We start from the raw sequence: 21,942 nt of genomic DNA, 5'->3' as shown, positions 1-21,942 counted from the left end.
GTCCACGAGCGCTTCTCGACGAACACGCTCGGCGCGTGGCATCTCGCCCACCCCTACCGGAACATCATCCACAACGGCGAGATCAACACGATCCAGGGCAACATCAACTGGATGCGCGCCCGCGAGACGGACATCGCACACGAGGAACTGGACACCGAGGCGATCAAGCCGATCATCGACGACCTCGAACAGTCCGACACCGCGAGCGTGGACAACGCCCTCGAACTCCTCTTGGAAGGCGGCCGGGACCTCCCCCACGCGCTGCGAATGTTGATTCCCGAGGCGTGGCGTGACGAGGCCAACGACCTCCCCGAGGACCGGAAGGCGTGGTACGACTTTCATGCCAATTTGATCGAGCCGTGGGACGGCCCCGCGCTGGTGGCCGCCACGGACGGCGAGCGGGTCGGTGCGGTGCTCGACAGGAACGGTTTCCGACCGTGTCGCTACGACATTACTACTGATAACACGCTGATCATGGCCAGCGAGGCCGGCGCGGTCGACCGCGACCCCAGCGAGATCGAGGAACGCGGGCGACTCCAGCCCGGCCAGCTCTTTCTCGCGGACCCGGAGGAGGGGCGGGTTATCCCCGACGAGGAGGTCTTCGACGGGCTGATCGACGAGAAATACGAGGAATGGGTCGCCGAGAACCAAGTGAACGTCAACGACCTCGCGAACGACCTGACGAACCAGGGTTCGACGGACGAGCAACCCCGATCGGACGACCTCGCGTTGTCGAAACTGGACGGCGACCTCCGGGGGTTGCAGGCCGCCTTCGGTTACACTCACGACGAGTTCGACAACCTGCTCGAACCGATGGCGAAGAAGGGCAAAGATCCCGTCGGGTCGATGGGCGACGACACGCCCCTGTCGGTGCTGTCGGACTTCAACCGGCCGCTCTTTTCGTACTTCAAACAGCTGTTCGCGCAGGTGACGAACCCGCCGCTGGATTACATCCGCGAGGAGCTGGTCACCTCGATGGAGAGCCGGCTGGGATTCCAGCGAAACCTCCTCTCCGAGTCGCCCGAGCACGCTCGCCAGCTCGTGGCGGATTCGCCGATCCTCTCGGACCGACAGACCGCAGAGATCAGAGCCCTCGACCGGGAGGGACTCTCCTCGAGCGTCGTCGACATCACCTACGATCCCGAGACGGATCTCGAGAGCGCGGTCGAGGGTGTACGGGAGACGGCCGTCGAGGCGATCGAGTCGGGCACCGAGATCCTCGTCCTCTCGGACCGGAACACGAGCGCCGATCGAGTTGCGATCCCGAGCCTGCTCGCGACCGGCGCGGTCCACCACCACCTCGTTCGGAACGGGCTTCGCAACCACGCCGGCCTCGTCGTCGAGTCGGCCGATCCGCGAACCGTTCATCAGGTCTCGACGCTCGTCGGCTACGGCGCGGGCGCGGTCAACCCCTACCTGGCCTACCGCACCATCTCCGACCTCGTCGCAGGGCCGGACGGCGCAAGCGAGGCCGACGCGATCGCGGGCTACATCGGCGCGCTCGAGGACGGTCTCCTCAAAGTGATGTCGAAGATGGGTATCTCCACCGTCGAGAGCTACCAAGGCGCCCAGATCTTCGAGGGCGTCGGGCTCGACTCGGACTTCGTCGCGGAGTACTTCGAGGGGACCGAGGCGAGGACTGAGGGGATCGGTCTCGAGGAGATCGAGGACGACCTCCTCGCCCGTCACGCGGTCGGCTTCGGCGACGATCCCGACATCGAGCGCCAGGGCGAGTTCGAGAACCGCTCGGGAGGAATTCACCACCAGTGGAACCCCGAGACGGTCGGCAAACTCCAGCAGGCGGTCCGGGCGGGCGACTACGAGCGCTACGGGGAGTTCGCCGAGCTGATCAACGACCAGCATGAGGAGCTCCAGACCCTTCGAGGACTCATGGAGTTCGATGGGGAGGGGCGCGAGTCGATCCCCATCGAGGAGGTCGAGCCGGTCGAGGAGATCGTCACGCGCTTTTCGACGGCGGCCATGTCGCTCGGGAGCCTCTCGCCGGAGGCTCACGAGAACAACTCGATCGCGATGAACCGGATCGGCGGGAAGTCGAACACCGGTGAGGGTGGCGAGCCGCCCGAGCGCTTCGGCACGGAAAAGGCGTGTAACGTCAAGCAGGTCGCCTCGGGGCGTTTTGGCGTCACCAGCGAGTACCTCAGTTCGGCCGACGAACTACAGATCAAAATGGCCCAAGGGTCCAAACCCGGCGAGGGGGGTCACCTTCCCGGCGAGAAGGTAAACGATATGATCGCGGACGTCCGGTATGCGACCCCCGGCGTCGGGCTGATCAGCCCGCCGCCGCTGCACGACATCTACTCCATCGAGGACCTCAAACAGCTGATCCACGACCTCAAGGCCGCAAACGAGGACGCCGACATCAACGTCAAACTCGTCTCCGAGGCCGGGATCGGCACCATCGCCGCGGGCGTCGCGAAAGCCAACGCCGACGTGGTCCACATCTCGGGCCACTCCGGCGGAACGGGCGCCTCGCCGCGAACATCGATCAAGCACGCGGGCCTGCCGTGGGAACTGGGCCTCGCCGAAGCCAACCAGATGCTGCATGCGACGGGGCTCCGCTCGCGGATCCGCGTCTCCGCGGACGGCGGGATGAAAACAGGGAGAGACGTCGCGGTCGCCGCGTTGTTGGGTGCCGAGGAGTACATCTTCGGGACCGCCTCGCTGGTCACCTCGGGCTGCGTGATGGCCCGGCAGTGTCACAACAACACCTGTCCGGTGGGCGTCGCGACCCAGGCGATGAAACTGCGCGAACGGTTCCCCGGCGAACCCGATCACGTCATCAACTACATGACGTTCATCGCCGAGGAGCTCCGGGAGATCATGGCCGAACTGGGCTTCGAGACCGTCGAGGAGATGATCGGACGGCCGGAACACCTCAAACAGCGCGAGGACGTCACCCAACCCAAGGCCAAGAAGCTCGACCTTTCAACTGTTCTCGCTCCGCTCGCGGGCGACGAGCACACCAAAACGAGGGAACAGACCCACGAGATCGACGAGCAGCTCGACCGCGAGCTGATCGAGAAGGCAGAACCCGCACTCGCCGAGAAGGAACCCGTGGCGGTCGAGAGCCCCATCTCGAACGTCGACCGGGCGGTCGGCGCGATGCTCTCGAACCGCGTTTCGAACGAGTACGGCGGCGAGGGGCTGGCCGACGACACGATCTCGGTCGGCCTCTCGGGGACCGCGGGCCAGAGCTTCGGGGCGTTTCTCGCGCCCGGCATCTCGATGCATCTGACGGGCACCGCGAACGACTACGTCGGCAAGGGTCTCTCGGGCGGGAAGATCGTCGTCGAGACGCCCGAAAACGCGGGGTACGCGGCCGAGGAGAACATCGCGATCGGCAACGTCGCGCTCTACGGCGCGACCGACGGCGAGCTGTACGTCAACGGCCAGGCCGGCGAGCGCTTCGGCGTCCGAAATTCGGGCGTGAAGGCGGTCGTCGAAGGCGTCGGCGACCACGGCTGTGAGTACATGACCGGCGGCGTCGTCGCCGTGCTCGGCGAGACGGGCAAGAACTTCGCCGCCGGGATGAGCGGCGGGGTCGCCTACGTACTCGATGAACCCGGCGACTTCGAGGAGCGAGCCAACACCGGTATGGTGACGCTCTCGCGGGAGCTCTCGGAGCGTGACGAGCGCATGCTCCGACGGCTGATCGAGAACCACGCCGCCTACACCGACAGTGATCGCGCCCGCGAGGTCCTCGAGAACTGGGAGACCTACGTCGAAGAGTTCGTGAAGGTCATGCCCGACGCCTACAACGAGGTCCTCCAGCAGGGCGCGGATGACGTCCGGGATTCCCCACCCGCCCGCGCCGAGTCGATCGACACGGTCCCGACCGGCGGCGTCAGCGCCGACTGATCGCCCGACTAGGGGGTGACCGGTGGGTATAAATCCACTACTCGGCATGGATGGTGTATGCCACCATTGAGCGCACTCGACTGGATCGGGCTGGTCGTCCCGTTCGTGATCTTCTTCGTCATGCTGATCGTGTACTACGTCTGGGAGGGACGGCGCGAACGACGGCTGCGACGAGAATACGAGGTCGAGAATGCCGAGTGAGCTTCCCCTCCAGACGGGCGGGATCGCTGGTGGGGCGGGGATCTGGGTGCTCGTCACCTTCGGGACCTATCTCCTCGTCCTCATCGGGATCGGGCTATACGCCTCACGGCTGACCGATTCCGTCGGCGACTACGTCATCGGTGGCCGGCAGGTCGGTCCGGTCGTGACGGGATTTTCCGAACGGGCCTCCGAGATGAGCGGCTGGCTCACGCTGGGGGTGCCCGGCGACGCCTACAATACCGGGATCATGGCCTTCTACAACGGATTGGGGATGATTCCCGCCGACCTCTTCGCGTGGGCGGGCATGGCAAAACGGTTGCGGAAGTACACCGAGGTCGTCCGGGCGGTGACGCTGCCGACCTTCTTCGAGACGCGCCTGGGTGACGACTCGGGAGTGGTCAAGGCCACCTCGGCGGTCGTGTTGTTGATCTTCGAGGGCGGATACGTCGGCGCACAGATCGTCGCCGCGGGCGTGCTCCTCGAAGTCCTCACCGGCGTCGATCCCTGGATCGGGATCGTCGTCGGCGGGGTCATCGTCGTCGGCTACACGATGCTCGGGGGCTACTTCGCCGTAGCGTGGTCGGACTACTTCCAGGGCGCGATCATCCTCGCGGCCTTCATCGCGCTGCCGGTGCTGGCCTTCGGGGCCTACGGTCTGCCCTTCGAAGGGGTCGCCGAGACCGGCGGCGAGGCGATGGTGAGCATCACGGCCGGCGCGACAGGCTGGGCGGCGGTCTTCGGCATCATCAGCTACGCCGCGATCGGCTTGGGGATCCCCGGTAACCCCCACGTGATGGTCCGGTTCATGGGCATCGACCGGGTCAAGAACATCCGGCTGGCGGCCGTGGTCGCCCAACTGTTCATGTTCGTCGCCTACATCGGCGCCGCGTTCGTGGGCCTGTACGCGTTTGCCGTCTTCGGCGGGGGGATCGCCGGCGACGACGTGATGCCCCGGCTCACGCTAGAACTGTTCCCCGGCGTGATCGCAGGGATCATCCTCGCGGCGGCGCTGGCGGCGATGATGTCGAGTGCCGACTCCCAACTGCTGGTCGCGACAAGCGCCGTCGTCGAGGACGTCTATCACGGCTTTCTCGACCGCGAGGCGACCGAGGCCGAGTTGGTGAGATACTCCCGGATCACGACGCTCGCGCTCGGGGCCGCGAGCGTCGCCTTCGCCTTCCTCGCCCGTGATACACCCGTCTACACGTTGGTGCTCGATTACGCGTGGGGCGGACTCGGTGCGGCTATCGGCCCGACGCTGATCGCGGCGCTGTGGTGGAAGGGCGTCACCGCCGAAGGATCGGTCGCGAGCATGGTCGTCGGCACCACCACGATGGTCCTCTGGACCCAGCTCTCGACCGTACTTGAGGCACTGGGCGCGATGCCGGCCGAGTCCTCGGCCTTCCTCTACGGGCTGGTCACCGTCTACGGGCTGTTCCCGGCCTTCATCCTCTCGACGCTGACGCTGATCGCCGTCTCGCTGTTCACGACCCCGCCCGAAGGCGTCGACGAGCAGTTCGAAGTCTTCGACAAGCCCCTCTCGACGATCACCTCCGGAGGGAGTTCCGGCGGTACGCCGGACTACGTCACCGACGGCGGCACTCGGGAGAAGACGGTCACTGAGGCCGACACCGTCCGCGCGCACGTTCGGGCCTCCGGCTACTGGGAGGAGGATGACGAACGAAACGACTGACCGACTCGTCGGCAAGCGCCGCGGGCGGGCCGACCTGTCGGTGATCCCGCCGGCGATCGCCCGCGACGAGGTCGAGGCGAGCGGGGTCGTCGGCGCGGTCGCCTATCCCTACCGGATCTACGAAGTCGCGGTCACCATCCCGCGGCGCTTTCTCGGCGACCGCCGCGAGGAGTACGTCGTGAGCGTCGACCGCGCGCGCCGGCTCGCGATCCGGGCCGACACCGTCCCCGATCCCGAATCGCGGACCGTCGAGGACGTGCTCGTGATCCCAGCGGAGCTAACGGACGAGGAGGCCGACGGAAAGGCCCGCGAGGCCGTTTTTCGGTGGTGTCTACGCCGATTCTCGATGGGCGATCCTCCCGACATCGAGATCGGGCGTACCGTCGATGCCCACAAACTGTTCTGGCTCGCCGAGCGACCCGGCGGCGACACAATCGTCGACAGCGTTCGGGGTTCCGAGCAACCCCTGGAGGAGTGACGATCCGTCCGGTACAGATACATACACATACTGATACCATATCGGAATGTGGGTTCGTCATGCGGTAGCATTTCTTCGGCAAGATTCATGTCCACGAGACGGTTACGGCGGATATAGAGGGAGTACGAAGAAACACAAAATGCAGTTCGAAAATATATCTAAATTCAGGGAAGTAGCGTTGTTCATCGTCGTCGCGTTGGTTTGGGGTGCGTCCTTTCCCGCGATCAATCTCGGGTTGGAGTCGTTGCCGCCGATCCTCTTTGCGGCATTGCGATACGACGTCGCCGCCGTCCTGGTGTTCGCGTTCGTCGCGCTCAAGGGGCTCGCCTGGCGGCCGACCAGCTACGAGGACTGGCTGTTGATCGTCATCGGCGGGAGCCTGCTGATCGCCGGTCACTTCGCGTTACTCTTCACCGGCCAGCAGTACGTCACCGGTGGCGTGGCGTCGATCGTCCTGAGCCTCTCGCCGATCGTTACGCCGGTGTTCGCCATCGCCTTCCTGCCGAACCAGCGGCTGGGTGTCATGGACGTCCTCGGGCTGGCGTTCGGCCTGCTCGGGGTGGGAATCATCGCACAGCCCGGTTCAACGGCGCTCGGCGGCGGGCAGCTCTACGGGATCGCGCTGCTCGTAGCGAGCGCGACGAGCTTCGCGCTCGGTGCCGTGCTGACCGCACGACTACAGACGACCCTCTCGTTGGTCTCGCTGCAGGCGTGGATGATGCTCGTCGGCGCGACGTTGCTCCATCTCACGAGCGCACTCCATCCCGGCGAGTCGCTCGCGGCGGCCAGTTGGACGCCGGAGGCGCTTGCGGCGATCGCCTTTCTCGCGGTGTTCGCGAGCGCGATCGGCTATCTCGCGTACTTCGACCTCCAGGATCGCGTCGGCCCCGTCGAGACCAGCCTCGTCAACTACGCGAGCCCCGTCGTGGCGACCGTCAGCGGGTGGGCGCTGCTGGGCGAGCCCGTCACCGACGCGACGATGCTGGGATTCGCCGTGATCGCCTTCGGCTTCTGGCTGTGCAAGTGGTCGGCGTTCACCTGGAAGGTCACGGGACTGACCGGTCGTATACGCCACTACCGGGCGGCTCGCTCGCCCGATCTGGTGGTCGTCGGTACCAGCGTCTACCACCGCGACCGATAGCTCACGGTCGTCCGCGCTTTTGCGCCTACCATACCGGACATACCCTGAAGTGCCGCCGCGACCTCGTGGCGAACGCAATGTCACTCGAAAACGAACAGGCGCCCGATTTCACGTTGGAAAGCACCGCAGGCGAACCGATCACGCTCTCCGAGACTCTCGAAGAGGGTCCGACGGTCGTGGTAATCAACCGCGGGTACTGGTGTAGCTTCTGTGCCGAGCAGTTACAAACGTTCAGCGAGGTCTCCTACGACCTCTGGTTCAACGACGGGGTGGATATTCTCCCGGTCGTTCCCAGTTCGCTCGGCAGGGTCACCGAGATGCGCGACCGCTACGACCTCGACATTCAGCTGCTCTGCGATCCCGACGGCGAGGTCGCAGAGCGCTACAGCGGCACCGAACGGACCAGCCACGGGCTGACTGGAATCTCCGGCGTGTACGTGATCGACTCGGACAGTGAGGTGCGCTACGAGCAGGTCGCCGACGACGTTACCGACCGCACATACGGCAACTGGGTGCGCTATTTCATCCGCAACGACTTCGAGGATCCCTTCTGAATCGCCGGCCCTATGCGGACGCTTACCCACCGGTCGGTATGGACACCGCACTCGTCGTCGGGGGCACCCGATTCATCGGCCGCTACACGGTAACAGAGCTACTGGAACACGGGTATGAAGTGACGCTTTTCAACCGCGGAAACCACGAGAACCCCTTCAGCGACGACGACCGCGCCACCCATATCGAGGGGGATCGAAACGAGGAGACGGCACTGGAGGCCGCCACGGTCTCGGTCGAGCCCGATCTCGTGATCGACTGTGTCGCGTACTACCCCGAACAGGTCCGCACGGCCACCGAAATCTTCTCCGAAGCGCGGTACGTCTACGTTTCGAGCGGCTCCTCGTACGGGGCCGAACACGTTCCAAAGCGCGAGGGCGAGACGCCGCTTTCGCCCTGTAGCGCCGACCAGGCGACCGACGACTCCCACGAGACCTACGGCGCACGGAAGGCCGAGGGAGATCGCGCGGTCTTCGAGGCCGCAGAACGCGGCGTCGGGGCGATGGCGGTCCGGCCCTGCGTCGTCTACGGGCCCCACGACTACACCGAGCGGCTGGACTACTGGATCGACAGGGTGCTGAATCACGACCGCGTGGTCGTCCCCGGCGACGGCCAGCACCTCTGGCACCGCGTCTACGTCGTCGACGTCGCGAGCGCACTGCGAATCGTCGGCGAGGAGGGCGAACCCGGCGAGGCCTACAACGTCGGCGATCGCCGGCTGCTCACGCTCGAAGGGGTGCTCGAAACGATCGCCGCGGTCGCCGGAACTGAGGTCGAGGTCGTCCCCGCGGGCGATCGGGAACTCGCCGCGGGCGGGCTCTCGCCGGAGGAGTTCACGCTCTACCAGGCGTACCCCCACGTCATGTCGACGGCGAAACTCTCGAATCTCGGCTGGGAGTCGACGCCGGTCGAGGAGGCGATGGCCCGTACGGTCGACGAACACGAGGGGAGCGACCGCGACGGGAGCGAGCACGATCCCGGGCGCGAGGCGGAGGAACGGGTGCTCGGCGTGCTCGATACGCTGTAACCGGAAGATCTCGAAGCCTGTGTCGGGTCGGCGAACGGTCGCCGGGCTCGAAACCAAGAGCAAACGGTTTGCCCGGCGGGCGTCTCTTCCCACCATGTTCGAGAAATCCAGCTGGATCCGCCTCCCGCGGAACGTGCTGATCGGCCACGGCGTGCTCGACCGGGCCGTCGAGGCCATCGACGAACTCCACCTCACGGGCCGTCCGCTGATCGTCACCAGCCCGACCCCCCGAGAGGTCGCCGCCGAACGGGTGATCGACCAGTTCGGCGATCGTGGGGTCGAGCCGGCGGTCATCGTCGTCGAGGAGGCGAGTTTCGCCGCCGTCCAGGAGGTGATCGAGGCCGCAAGAAGGGAGGAGGCGGGCTACCTCATCGGGATCGGCGGCGGGAAGGCCATCGACATCGCGAAGATGGCGAGCGACGAGATCGGAACCGGCTTCGTCTCGATACCGACTGCCGCGAGCCACGACGGGATCGTCTCAGGGCGGGGATCGGTCCCGGAGGGCGACACCCGCCACTCGGTGGCGGCCGACCCGCCCGTCGCCGTGATCGCCGACACGACCGTGCTCGCGAACGCGCCCTGGGAACTGACGACGGCGGGCTGTGCGGACATCATCTCGAACTACACCGCGGTGAAGGACTGGCGGCTCGCAAATCGCCTGCAGAACGTCGAGTACTCCGAGTACTCGGCAGCACTGTCAGAAATGACCGCTGAGATGCTCGTGGGCAACGCCGACTCAATCAAGCGAGGGCTCGAGGAGTCGTCGTGGATCGTCACGAAGGCGCTCGTGTCCTCGGGAGTCGCTATGTCCATCGCGGGTTCCTCGCGTCCGGCCTCGGGCGCCGAACACCTCTTCAGCCACCAGCTCGACCGGATCGCTCCTGGAAGAGCGCTCCACGGCCATCAAGTGGGGGTCGGCTCGATCATGGTCGAGTACCTTCATAGTGGTGAGAACGGACGGTGGGGTGCGATCCGCGACGCCCTTTCGAGCATCGAGGCACCGACCACGGCGGCGGGATTGGGAATCGACGAGAAGGAAGTACTGGAAGCGCTGACGAGCGCCCACGAGATCCGCGATCGCTACACCATTCTGGGCAACGGCATGAACGAACGGGCGGCCCGCGAGGCCGCGACCGTGACGGGCGTGATCTGACGCTCAGTTCCCGTCTCGGGTCTCCTCCCCGGCCGCGTCCTCGGTCGGGAGCCAGGCCTCGTCGGCATCGGCTTTCCCCGCGAGGACGGCGTTGAGGATCGCGCCGAACAGAAGCAACAGTCCGCCGAGATAGAGCCAAGTGAGCACCAGTAGGACCGCGCCGGCGACCCCGAAGAGTTCGACGCTGTCCGAGGTCGTGGCGTACACCCTGAAGAACAGCGCCGAGAGCGTCCACGCGACCGCCGAGAACGCGGCGCCGGGCAACGCCTCGCGGGGGGTGACCGACTCGCCGGGAAACCGGTAGTACATCGGGAGGAAGGCGAGCAGGAACGCGCCGAACAGAAGCGGCACGCTGAGGACCGTCCAAGCGACGCTGTCGATGAGAAGCGAGACCGCGACGCCGACGACCCCGATCAGGACGAGAGCGACCACCACGATCGCGAAGATCAACACCGTGTCCGTGGCCTTCTGCAGGGCCGAGCGGTGCTTCCGGGTGCCGTAGATCTCGCTGAAGGCCACGTTCACGGCCTGAAACATCGTCGCCGTGCTGTAGGCGAAGATCCCGCCGGCGATCAGTCCTGCTCGGAGACGACCGCCGCCGTTCCCGAGGACTTCCGTGAGCACCGTCTCGATCCCCGCGGCGCGGAGTCCGGTGGCCGACGCGAGTAGTCGCGCCGTCGTCCCGGGGTCTTGAACGATCGAGATCGCGATCGTGAGGAGCAACAACAGCGGGATCAGCGAGTTAAACGCGTAGTAGCCCAGTCCGGCGGCCGTGACGGTGACGTGCTGTTTTCGTCCCACCGCGACCGACGTCTTCAGTGCGCGAACCCACTCGCGGTACTCGACCATCACCTCCACCCTCCGCCCGGATGCGGGTAGGTACTTCGGATCGCCGGCAGGGAAGACTATACGACTGGCGGGCGAGCGACCGGGTATGACGAACGATCAGGACCACGACCGCAGGCTGGTGTCGGGCTGGGAGGGGCGCTACTTCGAGGACTTCGCGGTCGGCGACATCTACAAACACCCTTACGGGCGCACCGTCACCGAGACCGACAATGTCTGGTTCACCAACCTGACGATGAACCTCAACCCGATGCACTTCAACGAGGCCTACGCCGCCGGGACCGAGTTCGGCGAGCGGCTGGTCGACGGCACGTTCGTCATCGCCCTTGCAGTGGGAATGAGCGTCATCGACGTCTCGATGAACGCCACCGCGAACCTCGGCTACGACAGGATCCGGCATCACGCGCCCGTCTTTCACGGCGATACGATCCTCGCCGAGAGCGAGGTGATCGAGAAACGCGAAAGCGAGTCCCGAGAACACGTCGGCATCGTCACGACCGAACTCCGGGCGTACAACGAGGACGGCGAGAAGGTGCTCTCCCTGGAGCGCACGCCGATGGTGCTCAAACGGGAGTTCGCTGACCCCTCACCCGAGCAGCCGACCGGGTGGCCCGAGGGCGTCGGTACCCAGCCCGAGGACCTCGATTAGACGTACTCCTCGAGGAACTCGGCGATCCCCGTGTAGGCCTCGATGCGGTTCCCCAGTTTGGTGAAGCCGTGGCCCTCGTCCTCGAAGATCAGCGTCTCGACGGGGACGTGTTCTCTCGCTCGCTCGGCGATCTGTTCGGCCTCACCCACCGGAACGCGCGGATCGTTCTCGCCATGCAGCACGAACAGCGGGGCCTCGATCGAGTCGATGTTGTTGATCGGTGAGACGGATTCGAGGAACTCCCGATCGTGCTCCAGAGAACCGTACTCGGCCTCGCGGAGTTCGCGGCGCCACTCGCCGGTGTTCTCAAGGAACGTCACGAAGTTCGCGATGCCGACGATGTCGATGCCCGCGGCCCACAGGTCGGGGTACTCCGTCATGCTCGCCAGAACCATGAACCCGCCGTACGAACCCCCGAACGCGACGATCCTGTCGGAGTCGATCTCCGGTTGCTCGTGGAGCCACTCGACACCCGCGCGAATGTCGGCGACGCTGTCCATTCGCTTCTCGACGTCGTCGAGGTGGGTGTACTCGCGGCCATACCCCGACGACCCGCGGACGTTGGGCTCGAAGTAGGCATACCCCCGATCGAGGAAGTACTGTTTGACCGGGCTGAACGAGGGACGTCGTTGGCCCTCGGGCCCGCCGTGGATGTCGACGATGGCGGGCGTCTCGCCCGCGGGCGCGTCCTCGGGCAGCGAGAAGAACGCGGGGATTTCACGGTTATCGAACGACTCGAAGCGGACGAGTTCGGAGTCCGAAAACCGCTCGCGGGGGATGCCGCCGGTGGCAGCGTCCGTCCAGCGCTCGCTTTCTCCCGTTGCCGTCTCGACGACGTGGACGTTCGTGTTGTCCGTATCGCCGGTGGCGCCCACCGCGAAGCGCTCACCGTCGGGGCCGAAACTCACACCGCCGGCGACGCCCTCGGGCAGGTCGGGTTCGGGGAACTCCTCGACATCGAGACCCGAGAGCTCGCCCGCCGTGAGCTCGGTGTAGCCGTCGACGTTGCGCGAGTAGACGATTCTCTCACTTTCCTCATCCACGGCGACCCTGTCGACGTTCCACTCGCCCCCCTCCTCGATCACGTCGAGGTCGCCCGTCTCGGCGTCCAGACGCGCGAGAAACAACGTGTCGCTGTCGCGGTCGGTCACGAGGTAGATCCCGCCATCGGGCCCCCAGCTCGTGCTCCGGAACCGGATCCGTCCTTCGTGGGGCGTCAGATGAGTCAGTTCGCCCGATCCGATATCGAGGACGTGGACGTCCTGATCGAAACTGGAATGTGACTCGGTGACGATCAGGCGGGAATCGTCGGGACTCCAGCCGCCGACGGTGAGCCAGCCCTCGCCCTCGTGGATCAGTTCTGCCTCCTCGCCGCGCTGGTCGCGGCCCTGCACGTAGACGTCGAAGACGGCCTCGTCGCGGCGGTTCGAGGCAAAGGCGAAGCGCTCGCCATCCGAGGACCACCCGCCGAATCTGTGTTTGGCAGCTGGGTGGGCGGTCAGCGGGTCGATCGTGCCGTCCGGGCGCAGTAGAAAGAGCTGCTGGCGCTCGTTACCGCCTTCGTCCATCCCGAAGACCAGTTCGGGGCGCTCGGGCGAAAAGGCCGCGAAGGTGACGCGCTCGTCGGCGAAGGTATGCTGGGCAGGCCACGCTCGGGGGAAATCGAGCGACCAGACCTGCGGAACGCCCGTCGTGTCCATCAGGAACGAGAGGCGCTCGCCCTCGGGTCCGAAGGAGGCGCCATAGGCGTTGCGGACGTTCAGGTAGCGTTCGAACGGATAGGCCATGTGGCGGGCTAACGCCGGACTCGGATAGGGGTTCGGGTCGCGGAACCTCCGGCCGACTCGCTTATTAGTCATTGATTTAATATATAATGTATGAGATATTCGCTCGACGACCATCCAGCCGTGTTCGACGCCCTGTACGCCGGGAAGTCCTATGACGAGGAAGTGGCGTTCGCACTCGAACGCGTACCCGGTGCGGATCGGGCGCTCGTCGTCGGTTGTCGAACGGGTGAACAACTCCTCCGGTTCGAGGCGGCTGGCTTGGATGTCCTCGGATCCGACCCCAGTCCCGCGATGGTCGAGCGTGCACGCGGGAAAGTCGAGGCGACGGTTCACATCGGAGCGCTACCGGACCTCCCGGTCGAGGCGGAGTTCAACCTCGTCGTCGCTTTCGGGGTGGTGAACCGCCTCGCGGCCGACGAGCTAGAGGCGTCGTTGACGGCGCTCGCCGACTTCGTAGGGGAGGACGGCGTCCTGATCCTCGATGCGGGCACGTTTCCCGAGATGGTCGCTCCGGCGTTGCGGACGGGGAGCGGCTCGAAAGGTGACTGTGCCCGGCTTTCACAGTGTTCACGGATCGACGACCGACGGGCCCGGGTGGACGCGCTCGTCTTTCACGGGGAATCGTGGTTCGTCGAACGCCACACGCTCACCGAGTTCGCACACGAGGAAATCGCGATCGCGCTGACCGACCTCGGGTTCGTCGTCAAGCGGGAAGACTGGGACGCGGATCCGGCAGACATGGGTGACCGGTCGGTGTTCGTTGCACGCCGCTGATACTGTCGGCACGGTTCGATCGACAAGAGCCCCGGTCCGTCCCGTCCTGTCGGTTTCGGAGTTCCGCGAGGACCGACAGGACGAGCGGACGACTTGTCACAGACCGTCCTGTTCGATCGTCCCGTCGATTCGGCCACTCCGCGGTGAAACGAACCGGGCAGCGGACGCGATGTCTCGCGGAGTCGCCGACGACGGATCACGAGGTGACGGTCCGCTATCGGGTATCGGGCGTTCGGATGCCGATAAAGGGAACGCTCGGTCGAAGAGGGCTTACTGCCCGTCGCCCGTCTCGATCGGGGTGCGGATCATGCTGCCCCACTCGGTCCAGGAGCCGTCGTAGTTGCGGACGTCCTCGAAGCCGAGCAGCTCGCGCAGCGCGAACCACTCGATCGAGGAGCGCTCGCCGACGCGGCAGTAGGCGATGGTCGACTCCTCGCCGTCGACGCCGGCCTCGGCGTAGAGTTCGCGCAGTTCCTCGCTGCCCTTGAACGTGCCGTCGTCGTTCAGGATCGTCGCGATGGGGACGTTGCTCGCACCGGGGATGTGGCCGCCGCGCTGGGCCGTCTCGTTGAGCCCCTCGGGCGCGATGACCTCGCCGGAGAACTCCTCGGGCGAGCGCACGTCGACCATCGGCAGTCCCTGCTCGATCGCGGTGTCGACGTCGTCGCGATACGCACGGATCGACTCGAAGGGACCACGGGCGGTGTACTCCTGCGGGCTGAAGTCGGGTTCCTCGTCTGTCAGCGGGTAGTCGTTGTCGACCCAGTAGCCCTTGCCGCCGTCGAGCACCTTCGCGTCCTCGTGGCCGTAGTACTTCGCCTGCCAGTAGGCGAAGAGCGCGAACCAGTTGGGGACCCGGCCGCCGCCGTAGAACACTATCGTGCTGTCCTCGGTGATGCCCGCCTCGCCCATCGTCTCCTCGAAGGCGTCCTTCGAGATGATGTCGCGGGTCTGCTGGTCGGTGAAGTCCTCCTCCCAGTCGAAGAAGATCGCCCCCGGAGCGTGGCCCTCCTCGTAGGCGGTGTACTCCGAGTCAGCAGTTACAGTCGGATTGTTCACTTCAAGCAGTCGATACTCGGGGTCGTCGCTCTGGAACTCCTCGAGGTGGTCCTCCACCCAATCGGCGTCCACGAGCACGTCTTTTGCATAATCTGCCATACAAGTTCGAGTACGGCCTCTACCCCTTCAGGTCTTATGGCGGCGGCCGGATACGTCGGTTCACCCTGAAAGAAGCAATATCTACCGCTAGCGGTCGCCGTTTGCGGCCTCGACCGCCCTGACTGCGGCGACGTTCTGGGGGACGTCGTGAACCCGGACGATGTCCGCGCCGTGATCGGCGGCGATGGTCGTCCCGGCAACGGTTGCCGCCGTCCGGTTTTCGGGATCCCGACCGATGCGCTCGAACATCGACTTATGCGAGTGGCCGATCAGGACGGGACAACCGAGGGCGTGGAACTCGTCCGTCCGCCCGAGGATCTCGAATCCCTCGTCGGCGCTCTTCGCGAAGCCCAGGCCGGGGTCGACGACGATCTTCTCCCTATCGAGTCCGGCCTTCTCGGCGAGCAACACGCGTTCGGCGAGGTCGTTGATCACGTCCTCGACGACGTCGTCGTACTCGACCTCGCGGTCGGGGTCGACCGGCGCGTCGAGGCTATGCATCACGATCAGGGGCACGTCGTACTCGGCGGCGACGAATCGCATCTCCGGGTCCTCGAGTCCGCTGACGTCGTTCAGAACGTCGGCGCCGGCCTCCATTGCCGCGCGCGCGACCGCGGCCTTGCGGGTATCGACCGAGATCATCGCGTCGAGGTCGCGTATTCGCTCGATCACGGGGACGATCCGGTCGATCTCCTCCTCAACGGGGACCACGTCCGCACCGGGGCGGGTGCTCTCGCCACCGACGTCGATGACGTCGACACCGGCCTCGACCATCCGTTTCGCCTGGGCGACCGCGTCCTCGACGCGCTCGTACTCGCCGCCGTCGTGGAAGCTATCGGGCGTGACGTTGAGAACCCCCATTACCGCGGTGCGCTCTTCCCACGGGAATCCATGGGAGGTTGGCTCGATGCCGATATCGAACGCCTCGCGAACCCGTCGGGCGACCGACGGCAGACCGTAGGGTTGGTCCTCCAGCTTCTCACAGAGGCGTTTGAACTGCGCGAGCGTCCCCATCAGGAGGACGTCGATGGTCTCGTCGTCCTGCTCGTTGAGCCCCGAGAGCGCACACTCCCCGCCCAGCGAGAGCATCTCTTCCTTCAGGTACTGGGCCTGGCGGCGCTGAACGCGGGTCTTGAGCACACGGTGGACCGCCTTCCCGCGCATCCGCCAGACGCCCGCCGAGGTGACGTGGGTTCCCTCGAGAGCCTTGCGAGCCTCGCCCAGGTCCCGCACCCGTTTGGGGATCTCGGTGCGCGTCCAGCGCTCGCGAGCCTCCGCGACGGCAAAGAGCGAGCCGGCCACCAGCACGCAGTCGTCGGGCCCCGCTTCCGAGAGCGCGCGGGTGAGCGCCCCCGAGACCGCCGCGCGCGTCGTCACGTCCTCGACGCCGCGGTTCTCGAAGACGCGCGCGAGCACCTCCCGGTCCTCCGCCCGGTCGAGGTCCGGCTGGGTGCAGACGACGTGATCCGGGTCGGGAAGCGCCGCGGCCATTCCTTGATGGTCCTTTTCGTGCATCGCGCCGACCACGAGGAAGAGGTCGTCGTACTCGAACTCCGCGAGGGTTTCGGAAAGCGCCTCGCAGGCCCCGGGGTTGTGTGCCCCGTCGAGGACCGTGAGGGGCTCCTCGCCCATCACCTCGAATCGGCCCGGCCAGTGGGCGTTTCGGAGGCCGGTCTCGATGTCGCCCTCGGAGACCGCCCCCACCTGCCGGGAGAGCGCCGCCGCGATCCCAGCGTTTCGCGCCTGGTAGCTCCCCAGCAACGGGACCCGCGCGTCGACCGTCCAGTCGGGCCCCGACAGCGAAATCGCGCTCTCGACGTGGTTGGTCCGGCCGCCGTACTCGGTACGGACGTCCCCATCGCTCCCGACGGTGAGGACCTCACCGGCCTGTGCTTCGATGGCCGAGAGTGCCTCGCCCTCGGCGGCGGTCACCAGCGGCGCGTTTCGGGGCGCGACGTGGGCCTTGTCGCGGGCGATCTCCCCGATAGTGTCCCCGAGAATTTCTGTGTGCTCCAAGGTGACGCTCGTCACAGCACTGGCGACGGGATCGATCACGCTGGTGGCGTCGTAGCGCCCGCCGATCCCGACTTCCAGCACCGCGACGTCGACGTCCCGGCGGCCGAACTCCCGAAGCGCCATCCCGGTCATCACCTCGAAGAAGGTAGGGGCCTGTCCCTCGGCCGCCCGCTCGACGACGTGGGGCTTGATCGCCTCAACGAACTCGGCGAGGGTGCCTTTGGTCATGGGGCGCCCGTCGACCTGGACGCGCTCACGGAGGTCGTCGAAATGCGGCGAGGTGTACAGTCCCACGGTCAGGCCCGCTTCTCGGAGGACGGACTCGGTCATCTTCGCCGTGCTTCCCTTTCCGTTCGAGCCGGCGATCTGGACGTATCGGGGGCCTTCGTGTGGGTCGTCGAGGGCGGCCAGGAGGTCGGCCGTCGACTCCGTTCCGGGTTTCGGCCGGAAGCGCCGCAGATCGAAGAGGAAGTTCGCGGCGTCGTGAAACTCCATACGGGATGGAGAGACGGCGGGCGCTTAGGCGTGTCGGAGCGGGCTATTCCAGCGTCTCGCCGGGTCGAACCGTCCCGCGCTCTATGACCTCCGAGCCCTCGGCGTGGCGCCGCGCGTTCTCGACGTAGTGCTCGGCGGCGGCCGCGAACCCGGCGTCGTCGAGTTCCTTCACCACGTCTGCCGGTGCGCCGGCGACGAGCGACCGAGCCGGCACCGCGGTTCCCCCGGTGACGGTGCTGTTCGCCGCGACGATCGCCTCCTCGCCGACGGTCGCGCCGTCGAGCACGATCGCGCCCATCCCGATCAGGCTTCGTTCTCCGGTTTCGGCCGCGTGGACGATCGCGTTGTGGCCGACAGTGGTGTGAGCCCCGAGTTCGGTTCCCTCGTGGAGGGTCGCGTTGTCCTGGACGTTCGCGCCCTCCCGGACGGTGATGGTGCCGTGATCGCCCCGCAGCACCGCGCCGGGCCAGACGCTGGTTTCGGATTCGAGCACCACGTCGCCGATGACGACCGCGCTCTCGTCGACGTAGGCCGATTCCGCTATCTCCGGGACCACGCCGTCGAAGGACCTGATCATGCTCGTCGGATCGAGGGCGGAGCGGATAAACCTTCACTCGTCACGGTCCTCGAGGAAGGAGACGGCGTTATCGCGACACGGAGCGTACGGGAATCGATGACGAACGGCCACGAGGTGCGGCGAACCAGACCGGAGACGGAGGACAGCTACGGGATCCCCGAGGACCGCGAGGGGATGCTTCCCTGGGAGTTCGTCGTCGGGGCGATGGAGGGCGATCGAAACTACTGGGTGTCGACGACGCTGCCCGACGGCCGCCCGCACGCGCGGCCCGTCTGGGGTGTCTGGATCGACGACACCTTCCATTGTGGCGGCGGCGAGCGCACGCGCTGGGCGCGAAACCTCGCGGCAGGATCGGGGATCGCCGTCCACCGCGAGAGCGCCGACGAGGTCGTGATCATCGAAGGAACGGCCGAGAAACTCGACGAGAAGAGCGCCGATCCGGATCTGATCGAGCGCCTCAACGCGGCCTACGAGGAGAAGTACGGGATCCGCCACGGGACGCCCTTCTGGGCGGTCCACCCGCGGAGGGTTCTTGCCTGGAGCGACTACCCGACCGACGCGACGCGCTGGGCGTTCGAGTGATCACAAAAGCCGCGTGTGCGAATGTATCTCGACCCACCGCGTTGGTGTGGCGCTTTCGATGTTTCGTGCCTTCCGTCGTGACGGAATCGCGCGAACATCACCTCGCTCGTTCGCTGACGCCGCACTCTTTCGCTTCGCTCAATCGTGGCGGAACGCCCGATTTCCGGTAAACACCATCGCCATGTCGTGCTCGTTCGCGGCCTCGATCACGTCCTCGTCGTTCACGCTCCCGCCGGGCTGGATCACCGCCTCGATGCCAGCCTCGTTGGCTTCCTCGATCCCGTCGGGAAACGGGAAGAAGGCGTCCGAGGCCATCACCGCGCCCGCACTGTCCTTCCCTTCGGCGTGCTCCTCGGCCTTCATCGCCGCCAAGCGGACGGCATCGACGCGGCTGACCTGGCCCATCCCGACGCCCACGGTTTCGGTTCCCTTCGCGAACAGGATCGCGTTCGACTTGACGTGTTTGATGGTGTGCCAGGCAAAGAGCAGCGACTCGAATTCGTCACTATCGGGCTCGCGCTCGGTGACGACCTCGAGGTCCTCGGGGGCGAGGTGCTGGTCGTCGGCCTCCTGAACCAGCCGCCCGCCGGCGAGCTTCTTCTCCCGGAGCGGGGGTTCGAGGTCGCCGAACGGCCCCACATCCAGCACCCGGAGGTTCTCCTTCTCCCGGAGGACCGCGAGCGCCTTTTCACTGTAATCGGGCGCGACGACGACCTCCTTGAACGAGTCGACGATCCGCTCGGCCGTGGACTCGTCGCAGGCGCGGTTCAGCGCGACGATGCCCCCGAACGCGCTCATCGGGTCCGTTGAGAGCGCGTCCTCGTAGGCCTCGCTCACGGAGTCGGCCGTGGCGCATCCGGCGGGATTGGTATGTTTGATCACCGCCGCGGCTGGCCCCTCGAACTCTTTGACCAGTCCGAGGGCCGCGTCGGCGTCGTTGTAGTTGTTGTAGGAGAGCGCCTTCGCACCCTCGTTCAGTTGCTCGGCGCCGACGACGGTCGCGCGCTCCTCGGTCTCGTCGGCGTAGAGCGCGGCGTCCTGATGGGGGTTCTCGCCGTAGCGAAGCTCCGTCGAGCGGTCCTCGCCGATCAGCCGGCGGGCGGGAAACCGCTCGTTTGAATCGCCCTCGACGCGGACCTCCTCGCCGTCGACCCCCACCGCCCCCTCGGCAACCCACCGCACCGCCCGCGGGTAGGCGCGGAACTCGGCGTCGTGGAGTACGCGGTCCTTCAGGCTCGCCGCGTCGTCGTCCTCATAAACGGGAACGGGTTCTTGAGTGACGATCGGCCCCGCGTCGACCGCCTCGGTGACGATATGGACCGTACAGCCCGTGACCCGCACGCCCGCCTCGAGGACGTCCTCGTAGGCGTTCATACCCGGAAACGACGGCAAGAGCGCGGGATGGACGTTCAGCGTCAGCGGCGCAGTATCGAGGAACTCCTCGGTCAGCACGCGCATATACCCGTCGAGACAGACCAGATCGAGGTCATAGGACGAAAGTGCCTCCAGAATACGGCGCTCGTGGGACTCTCGTGATTCCTCTTCGTCGCGCTCGACGACCTCAGTGGGAATGTCGCGGTCCGCAGCCTTCTCCAAGACGGGCGCGTCGGCGTGGTTCGACAGTACGACGTCTAGCTCTGCGCCGCCGGGCGCGCTCTCGGCGATGTGCATGAGGTTCCTGCCGCGATTGCTCGCCAGCCCCGCAACCTGTGTCATACCTCGAGAAGCGACCGCGAGTTCAAAAGTCGTTGCGGTCTATACGGAAAATCTATCCATACTTGTGTATAGTCTATCGGTGAATTCGGAGTTTATCGCCGTATTCTATGCACGAGAGTGGTTCGACACCGACACGGTTTTGCGACGGGCGTCGGTACTCCGAGGTATGAACGAGGAGCAGCGTTCGGATCCGCTGTACGCAGTCTCGCCGCTCGACGGACGATACGCGGGACGGACCGCGCCGCTTTCGCCCTACGCCAGCGAGGCCGCGCTCATGCGTGCCCGCGTGCGCGTCGAGGTCGAGTACCTGATCGCGCTTTCGGACCTAGCGGCCACGCCAGTGGACATCGACGAGGGGCAACGTGAGACGCTCCGGGGGAGCTACGAGGACTTCGACCGCGAGGACGCCCGACTGGTAAAGCGCATCGAGACGGAGGGCTACGGCGAGTACAGCGCGACCAACCACGACGTGAAGGCGGTCGAGTACTTCGTACGCGAACGTCTTCCCGAGGGGCTCGATGCCGAGCAGTGGATCCACTTCGGGCTCACGAGCGAGGACGTGAACAACCTCGCGCATCGCCTGCTGTTGAAACCTGCCGTCAAGGAGGTGCTCGTCCCCACGCTCCGAGAGGTCCGGGACGCGCTCGTCAACCTCGCCCGCGAGAACCGGGACGTACCGATGCTTGCCCGTACTCACGGCCAGCCCGCGACGCCCACCACCTTCGGCAAGGAGATGGCGGTGTATGCCGCCCGAATCGGGCGGGCGCTAGGGCGTATCGAGGACGCCACCGACGGACTAGCGGGCAAACTGGCGGGCGCCTCGGGCACCTACGCGGCCCACGTCGCTGCGTACCCCGACGTCGATTGGCGGGCGTTCTCCGAGGAGTTCGTCGAGGGGCTCGACCTCGAACACACCTCCCTCACCACCCAGGTCAACCCGTGTGACGACCTCGCCGAACTGTTCGACGCGCTCAGGGGCGCCAACGACGTCCTGCTCGACCTCGACCGGGACGCCTGGCTCTACGTCTCGGACGGGTATCTCGGCCAACGAACGGTCGAAGGCGAGACGGGCTCCTCGACGATGCCCCACAAGGTCAACCCGATCGACTTCGAGAACAGCGAGGGAAACCTCTCGAAGGCCAATTCTGATTTAACGTTCCTCGCCGACTACGTCACCACCTCGCGGCTCCAGCGCGACCTCTCGGACTCGACGGTGAA

18 protein-coding genes are annotated in these 21,942 nt (G+C 66.1%); 12 read left to right on the top strand and 6 right to left on the bottom strand.

Annotation, left to right across the window (positions count from 1 at the left end; translation table 11 throughout):
• The 8 genes from gltB to EAO80_RS15505 form a co-directional block, all read left to right on the top strand.
• Positions 1–3,879 (top strand): glutamate synthase large subunit (gene gltB / locus EAO80_RS15535; protein WP_122090779.1); only part of this gene is annotated, 3,879 nt, incomplete at its 5' end.
• A gap of 57 nt (positions 3,880–3,936) precedes the next feature.
• A complete protein-coding gene (locus EAO80_RS19875) occupies positions 3,937–4,080 on the top strand; it encodes a hypothetical protein (protein WP_162994041.1) in 144 nt (47 codons plus the stop codon).
• Positions 4,070–5,773 (top strand): sodium/proline symporter, encoded by a 1,704-nt coding sequence (locus EAO80_RS15530; RefSeq protein WP_122090778.1) that lies wholly within the window; start codon positions 4,070–4,072, stop codon positions 5,771–5,773. The genes EAO80_RS19875 and EAO80_RS15530 overlap by 11 nt, the downstream gene beginning before the upstream one ends.
• On the top strand, positions 5,754–6,251 hold the full coding sequence (locus tag EAO80_RS15525; protein WP_122090777.1) for a hypothetical protein: 498 nt from the start codon (positions 5,754–5,756) through the stop codon (positions 6,249–6,251). Before EAO80_RS15530 ends, EAO80_RS15525 begins: the two co-directional genes overlap by 20 nt.
• A 139-nt stretch (positions 6,252–6,390) precedes the next feature.
• Positions 6,391–7,392, top strand: a complete 1,002-nt coding sequence (locus EAO80_RS15520) for a DMT family transporter (protein ID WP_122090776.1) — start codon at positions 6,391–6,393, stop codon at positions 7,390–7,392.
• Between the two features lie 77 nt (positions 7,393–7,469).
• A complete protein-coding gene (locus EAO80_RS15515) occupies positions 7,470–7,946 on the top strand; it encodes a peroxiredoxin family protein (protein WP_122090775.1) in 477 nt (158 codons plus the stop codon).
• Between the two features lie 38 nt (positions 7,947–7,984).
• Positions 7,985–8,971: an NAD-dependent epimerase/dehydratase family protein gene (locus EAO80_RS15510; RefSeq protein WP_122090774.1), complete on the top strand. Its 987-nt coding sequence runs from the start codon at positions 7,985–7,987 to the stop codon at positions 8,969–8,971.
• Between the two features lie 94 nt (positions 8,972–9,065).
• Positions 9,066–10,124 carry an NAD(P)-dependent glycerol-1-phosphate dehydrogenase gene (locus tag EAO80_RS15505; RefSeq protein ID WP_122090773.1) on the top strand — a complete coding sequence of 353 codons (1,059 nt, stop codon included), beginning with the start codon at positions 9,066–9,068 and terminating at the stop codon, positions 10,122–10,124.
• A gap of 3 nt (positions 10,125–10,127) precedes the next feature.
• Here EAO80_RS15505 and EAO80_RS15500 read toward each other — a convergent pair whose 3' ends face one another.
• On the bottom strand, positions 10,128–10,973 hold the full coding sequence (locus EAO80_RS15500) for a YihY/virulence factor BrkB family protein (protein ID WP_122090772.1): 846 nt from the start codon (positions 10,971–10,973) through the stop codon (positions 10,128–10,130).
• Positions 10,974–11,058: 85 nt separating this feature from the next.
• Here EAO80_RS15500 and EAO80_RS15495 point away from each other — a divergent pair, with 85 nt between their 5' ends.
• Positions 11,059–11,619, top strand: a complete 561-nt coding sequence (locus tag EAO80_RS15495) for a MaoC family dehydratase (protein WP_122090771.1) — start codon at positions 11,059–11,061, stop codon at positions 11,617–11,619.
• Here EAO80_RS15495 and EAO80_RS15490 read toward each other — a convergent pair.
• A complete protein-coding gene (locus EAO80_RS15490; protein ID WP_122090770.1) occupies positions 11,616–13,406 on the bottom strand; it encodes a S9 family peptidase in 1,791 nt (596 codons plus the stop codon). The genes EAO80_RS15495 and EAO80_RS15490 overlap by 4 nt on opposite strands.
• A gap of 90 nt (positions 13,407–13,496) precedes the next feature.
• Between EAO80_RS15490 and EAO80_RS15485 the strand changes: the two genes are divergently transcribed.
• Positions 13,497–14,180, top strand: coding sequence for a methyltransferase domain-containing protein (locus tag EAO80_RS15485; protein WP_122090769.1), 684 nt, complete (start codon positions 13,497–13,499; stop codon positions 14,178–14,180).
• Between the two features lie 270 nt (positions 14,181–14,450).
• Here EAO80_RS15485 and EAO80_RS15480 read toward each other — a convergent pair whose 3' ends face one another.
• The 3 genes from EAO80_RS15480 to EAO80_RS15470 all read right to left on the bottom strand — a co-directional run bounded on the left by EAO80_RS15480 (position 14,451) and on the right by EAO80_RS15470 (position 18,426).
• Entirely contained in the window at positions 14,451–15,338 is an 888-nt protein-coding gene (locus EAO80_RS15480; protein WP_122090768.1) for a sulfurtransferase, read from the bottom strand.
• A gap of 87 nt (positions 15,339–15,425) precedes the next feature.
• Positions 15,426–17,849 (bottom strand): dihydropteroate synthase, encoded by a 2,424-nt coding sequence (gene folP, locus EAO80_RS15475; protein WP_122090767.1) that lies wholly within the window; start codon positions 17,847–17,849, stop codon positions 15,426–15,428.
• 43 nt (positions 17,850–17,892) lie between these two features.
• Positions 17,893–18,426, bottom strand: coding sequence for a gamma carbonic anhydrase family protein (locus EAO80_RS15470; RefSeq protein WP_122090766.1), 534 nt, complete (start codon positions 18,424–18,426; stop codon positions 17,893–17,895).
• Positions 18,427–18,522: 96 nt separating this feature from the next.
• Between EAO80_RS15470 and EAO80_RS15465 the strand changes: the two genes are divergently transcribed.
• Complete coding sequence (locus EAO80_RS15465; RefSeq protein ID WP_122090765.1) at positions 18,523–19,008, top strand: pyridoxamine 5'-phosphate oxidase family protein; 486 nt, start codon at positions 18,523–18,525, stop codon at positions 19,006–19,008.
• 138 nt (positions 19,009–19,146) lie between these two features.
• On the opposite strand, the gene purH is transcribed toward EAO80_RS15465, so the two are convergent.
• Entirely contained in the window at positions 19,147–20,724 is a 1,578-nt protein-coding gene (gene purH, locus EAO80_RS15460) for a bifunctional phosphoribosylaminoimidazolecarboxamide formyltransferase/IMP cyclohydrolase (RefSeq protein ID WP_122090764.1), read from the bottom strand.
• Positions 20,725–20,890: 166 nt separating this feature from the next.
• Between purH and purB the strand changes: the two genes are divergently transcribed.
• Positions 20,891–21,942, top strand: a 1,052-nt coding sequence (gene purB, locus EAO80_RS15455) for an adenylosuccinate lyase (protein WP_122090763.1), incomplete at its 3' end; no start/stop codon positions are given.

The organism is Halalkalicoccus subterraneus (assembly GCF_003697815.1).
Lineage (GTDB): Archaea > Halobacteriota > Halobacteria > Halobacteriales > Halalkalicoccaceae > Halalkalicoccus > Halalkalicoccus subterraneus.
Note: the sequence above shows the minus strand (reverse complement) of the source record. Positions and strands in the feature narration are given on the sequence as shown.

Excerpts from the sequence above, each read along its gene's own strand:
- EAO80_RS19875 (WP_162994041.1), top strand. The coding sequence starts at position 3,937 with ATGCCACCATTGAGCGCACTCGACTGGATCGGGCTGGTCGTCCCGTTC.
- EAO80_RS15530 (WP_122090778.1), top strand. The coding sequence starts at position 4,070 with ATGCCGAGTGAGCTTCCCCTCCAGACGGGCGGGATCGCTGGTGGGGCG.
- EAO80_RS15525 (WP_122090777.1), top strand. The coding sequence starts at position 5,754 with ATGACGAACGAAACGACTGACCGACTCGTCGGCAAGCGCCGCGGGCGG.
- EAO80_RS15520 (WP_122090776.1), top strand. The coding sequence starts at position 6,391 with ATGCAGTTCGAAAATATATCTAAATTCAGGGAAGTAGCGTTGTTCATC.
- EAO80_RS15515 (WP_122090775.1), top strand. The coding sequence starts at position 7,470 with ATGTCACTCGAAAACGAACAGGCGCCCGATTTCACGTTGGAAAGCACC.
- EAO80_RS15510 (WP_122090774.1), top strand. The coding sequence starts at position 7,985 with ATGGACACCGCACTCGTCGTCGGGGGCACCCGATTCATCGGCCGCTAC.
- EAO80_RS15505 (WP_122090773.1), top strand. The coding sequence starts at position 9,066 with ATGTTCGAGAAATCCAGCTGGATCCGCCTCCCGCGGAACGTGCTGATC.
- EAO80_RS15500 (WP_122090772.1), bottom strand. The coding sequence starts at position 10,973 with ATGGTCGAGTACCGCGAGTGGGTTCGCGCACTGAAGACGTCGGTCGCG.
- EAO80_RS15495 (WP_122090771.1), top strand. The coding sequence starts at position 11,059 with ATGACGAACGATCAGGACCACGACCGCAGGCTGGTGTCGGGCTGGGAG.
- EAO80_RS15490 (WP_122090770.1), bottom strand. The coding sequence starts at position 13,406 with ATGGCCTATCCGTTCGAACGCTACCTGAACGTCCGCAACGCCTATGGC.
- EAO80_RS15485 (WP_122090769.1), top strand. The coding sequence starts at position 13,497 with ATGAGATATTCGCTCGACGACCATCCAGCCGTGTTCGACGCCCTGTAC.
- EAO80_RS15480 (WP_122090768.1), bottom strand. The coding sequence starts at position 15,338 with ATGGCAGATTATGCAAAAGACGTGCTCGTGGACGCCGATTGGGTGGAG.
- folP (WP_122090767.1), bottom strand. The coding sequence starts at position 17,849 with ATGGAGTTTCACGACGCCGCGAACTTCCTCTTCGATCTGCGGCGCTTC.
- EAO80_RS15470 (WP_122090766.1), bottom strand. The coding sequence starts at position 18,426 with ATGATCAGGTCCTTCGACGGCGTGGTCCCGGAGATAGCGGAATCGGCC.
- EAO80_RS15465 (WP_122090765.1), top strand. The coding sequence starts at position 18,523 with ATGACGAACGGCCACGAGGTGCGGCGAACCAGACCGGAGACGGAGGAC.
- purH (WP_122090764.1), bottom strand. The coding sequence starts at position 20,724 with ATGACACAGGTTGCGGGGCTGGCGAGCAATCGCGGCAGGAACCTCATG.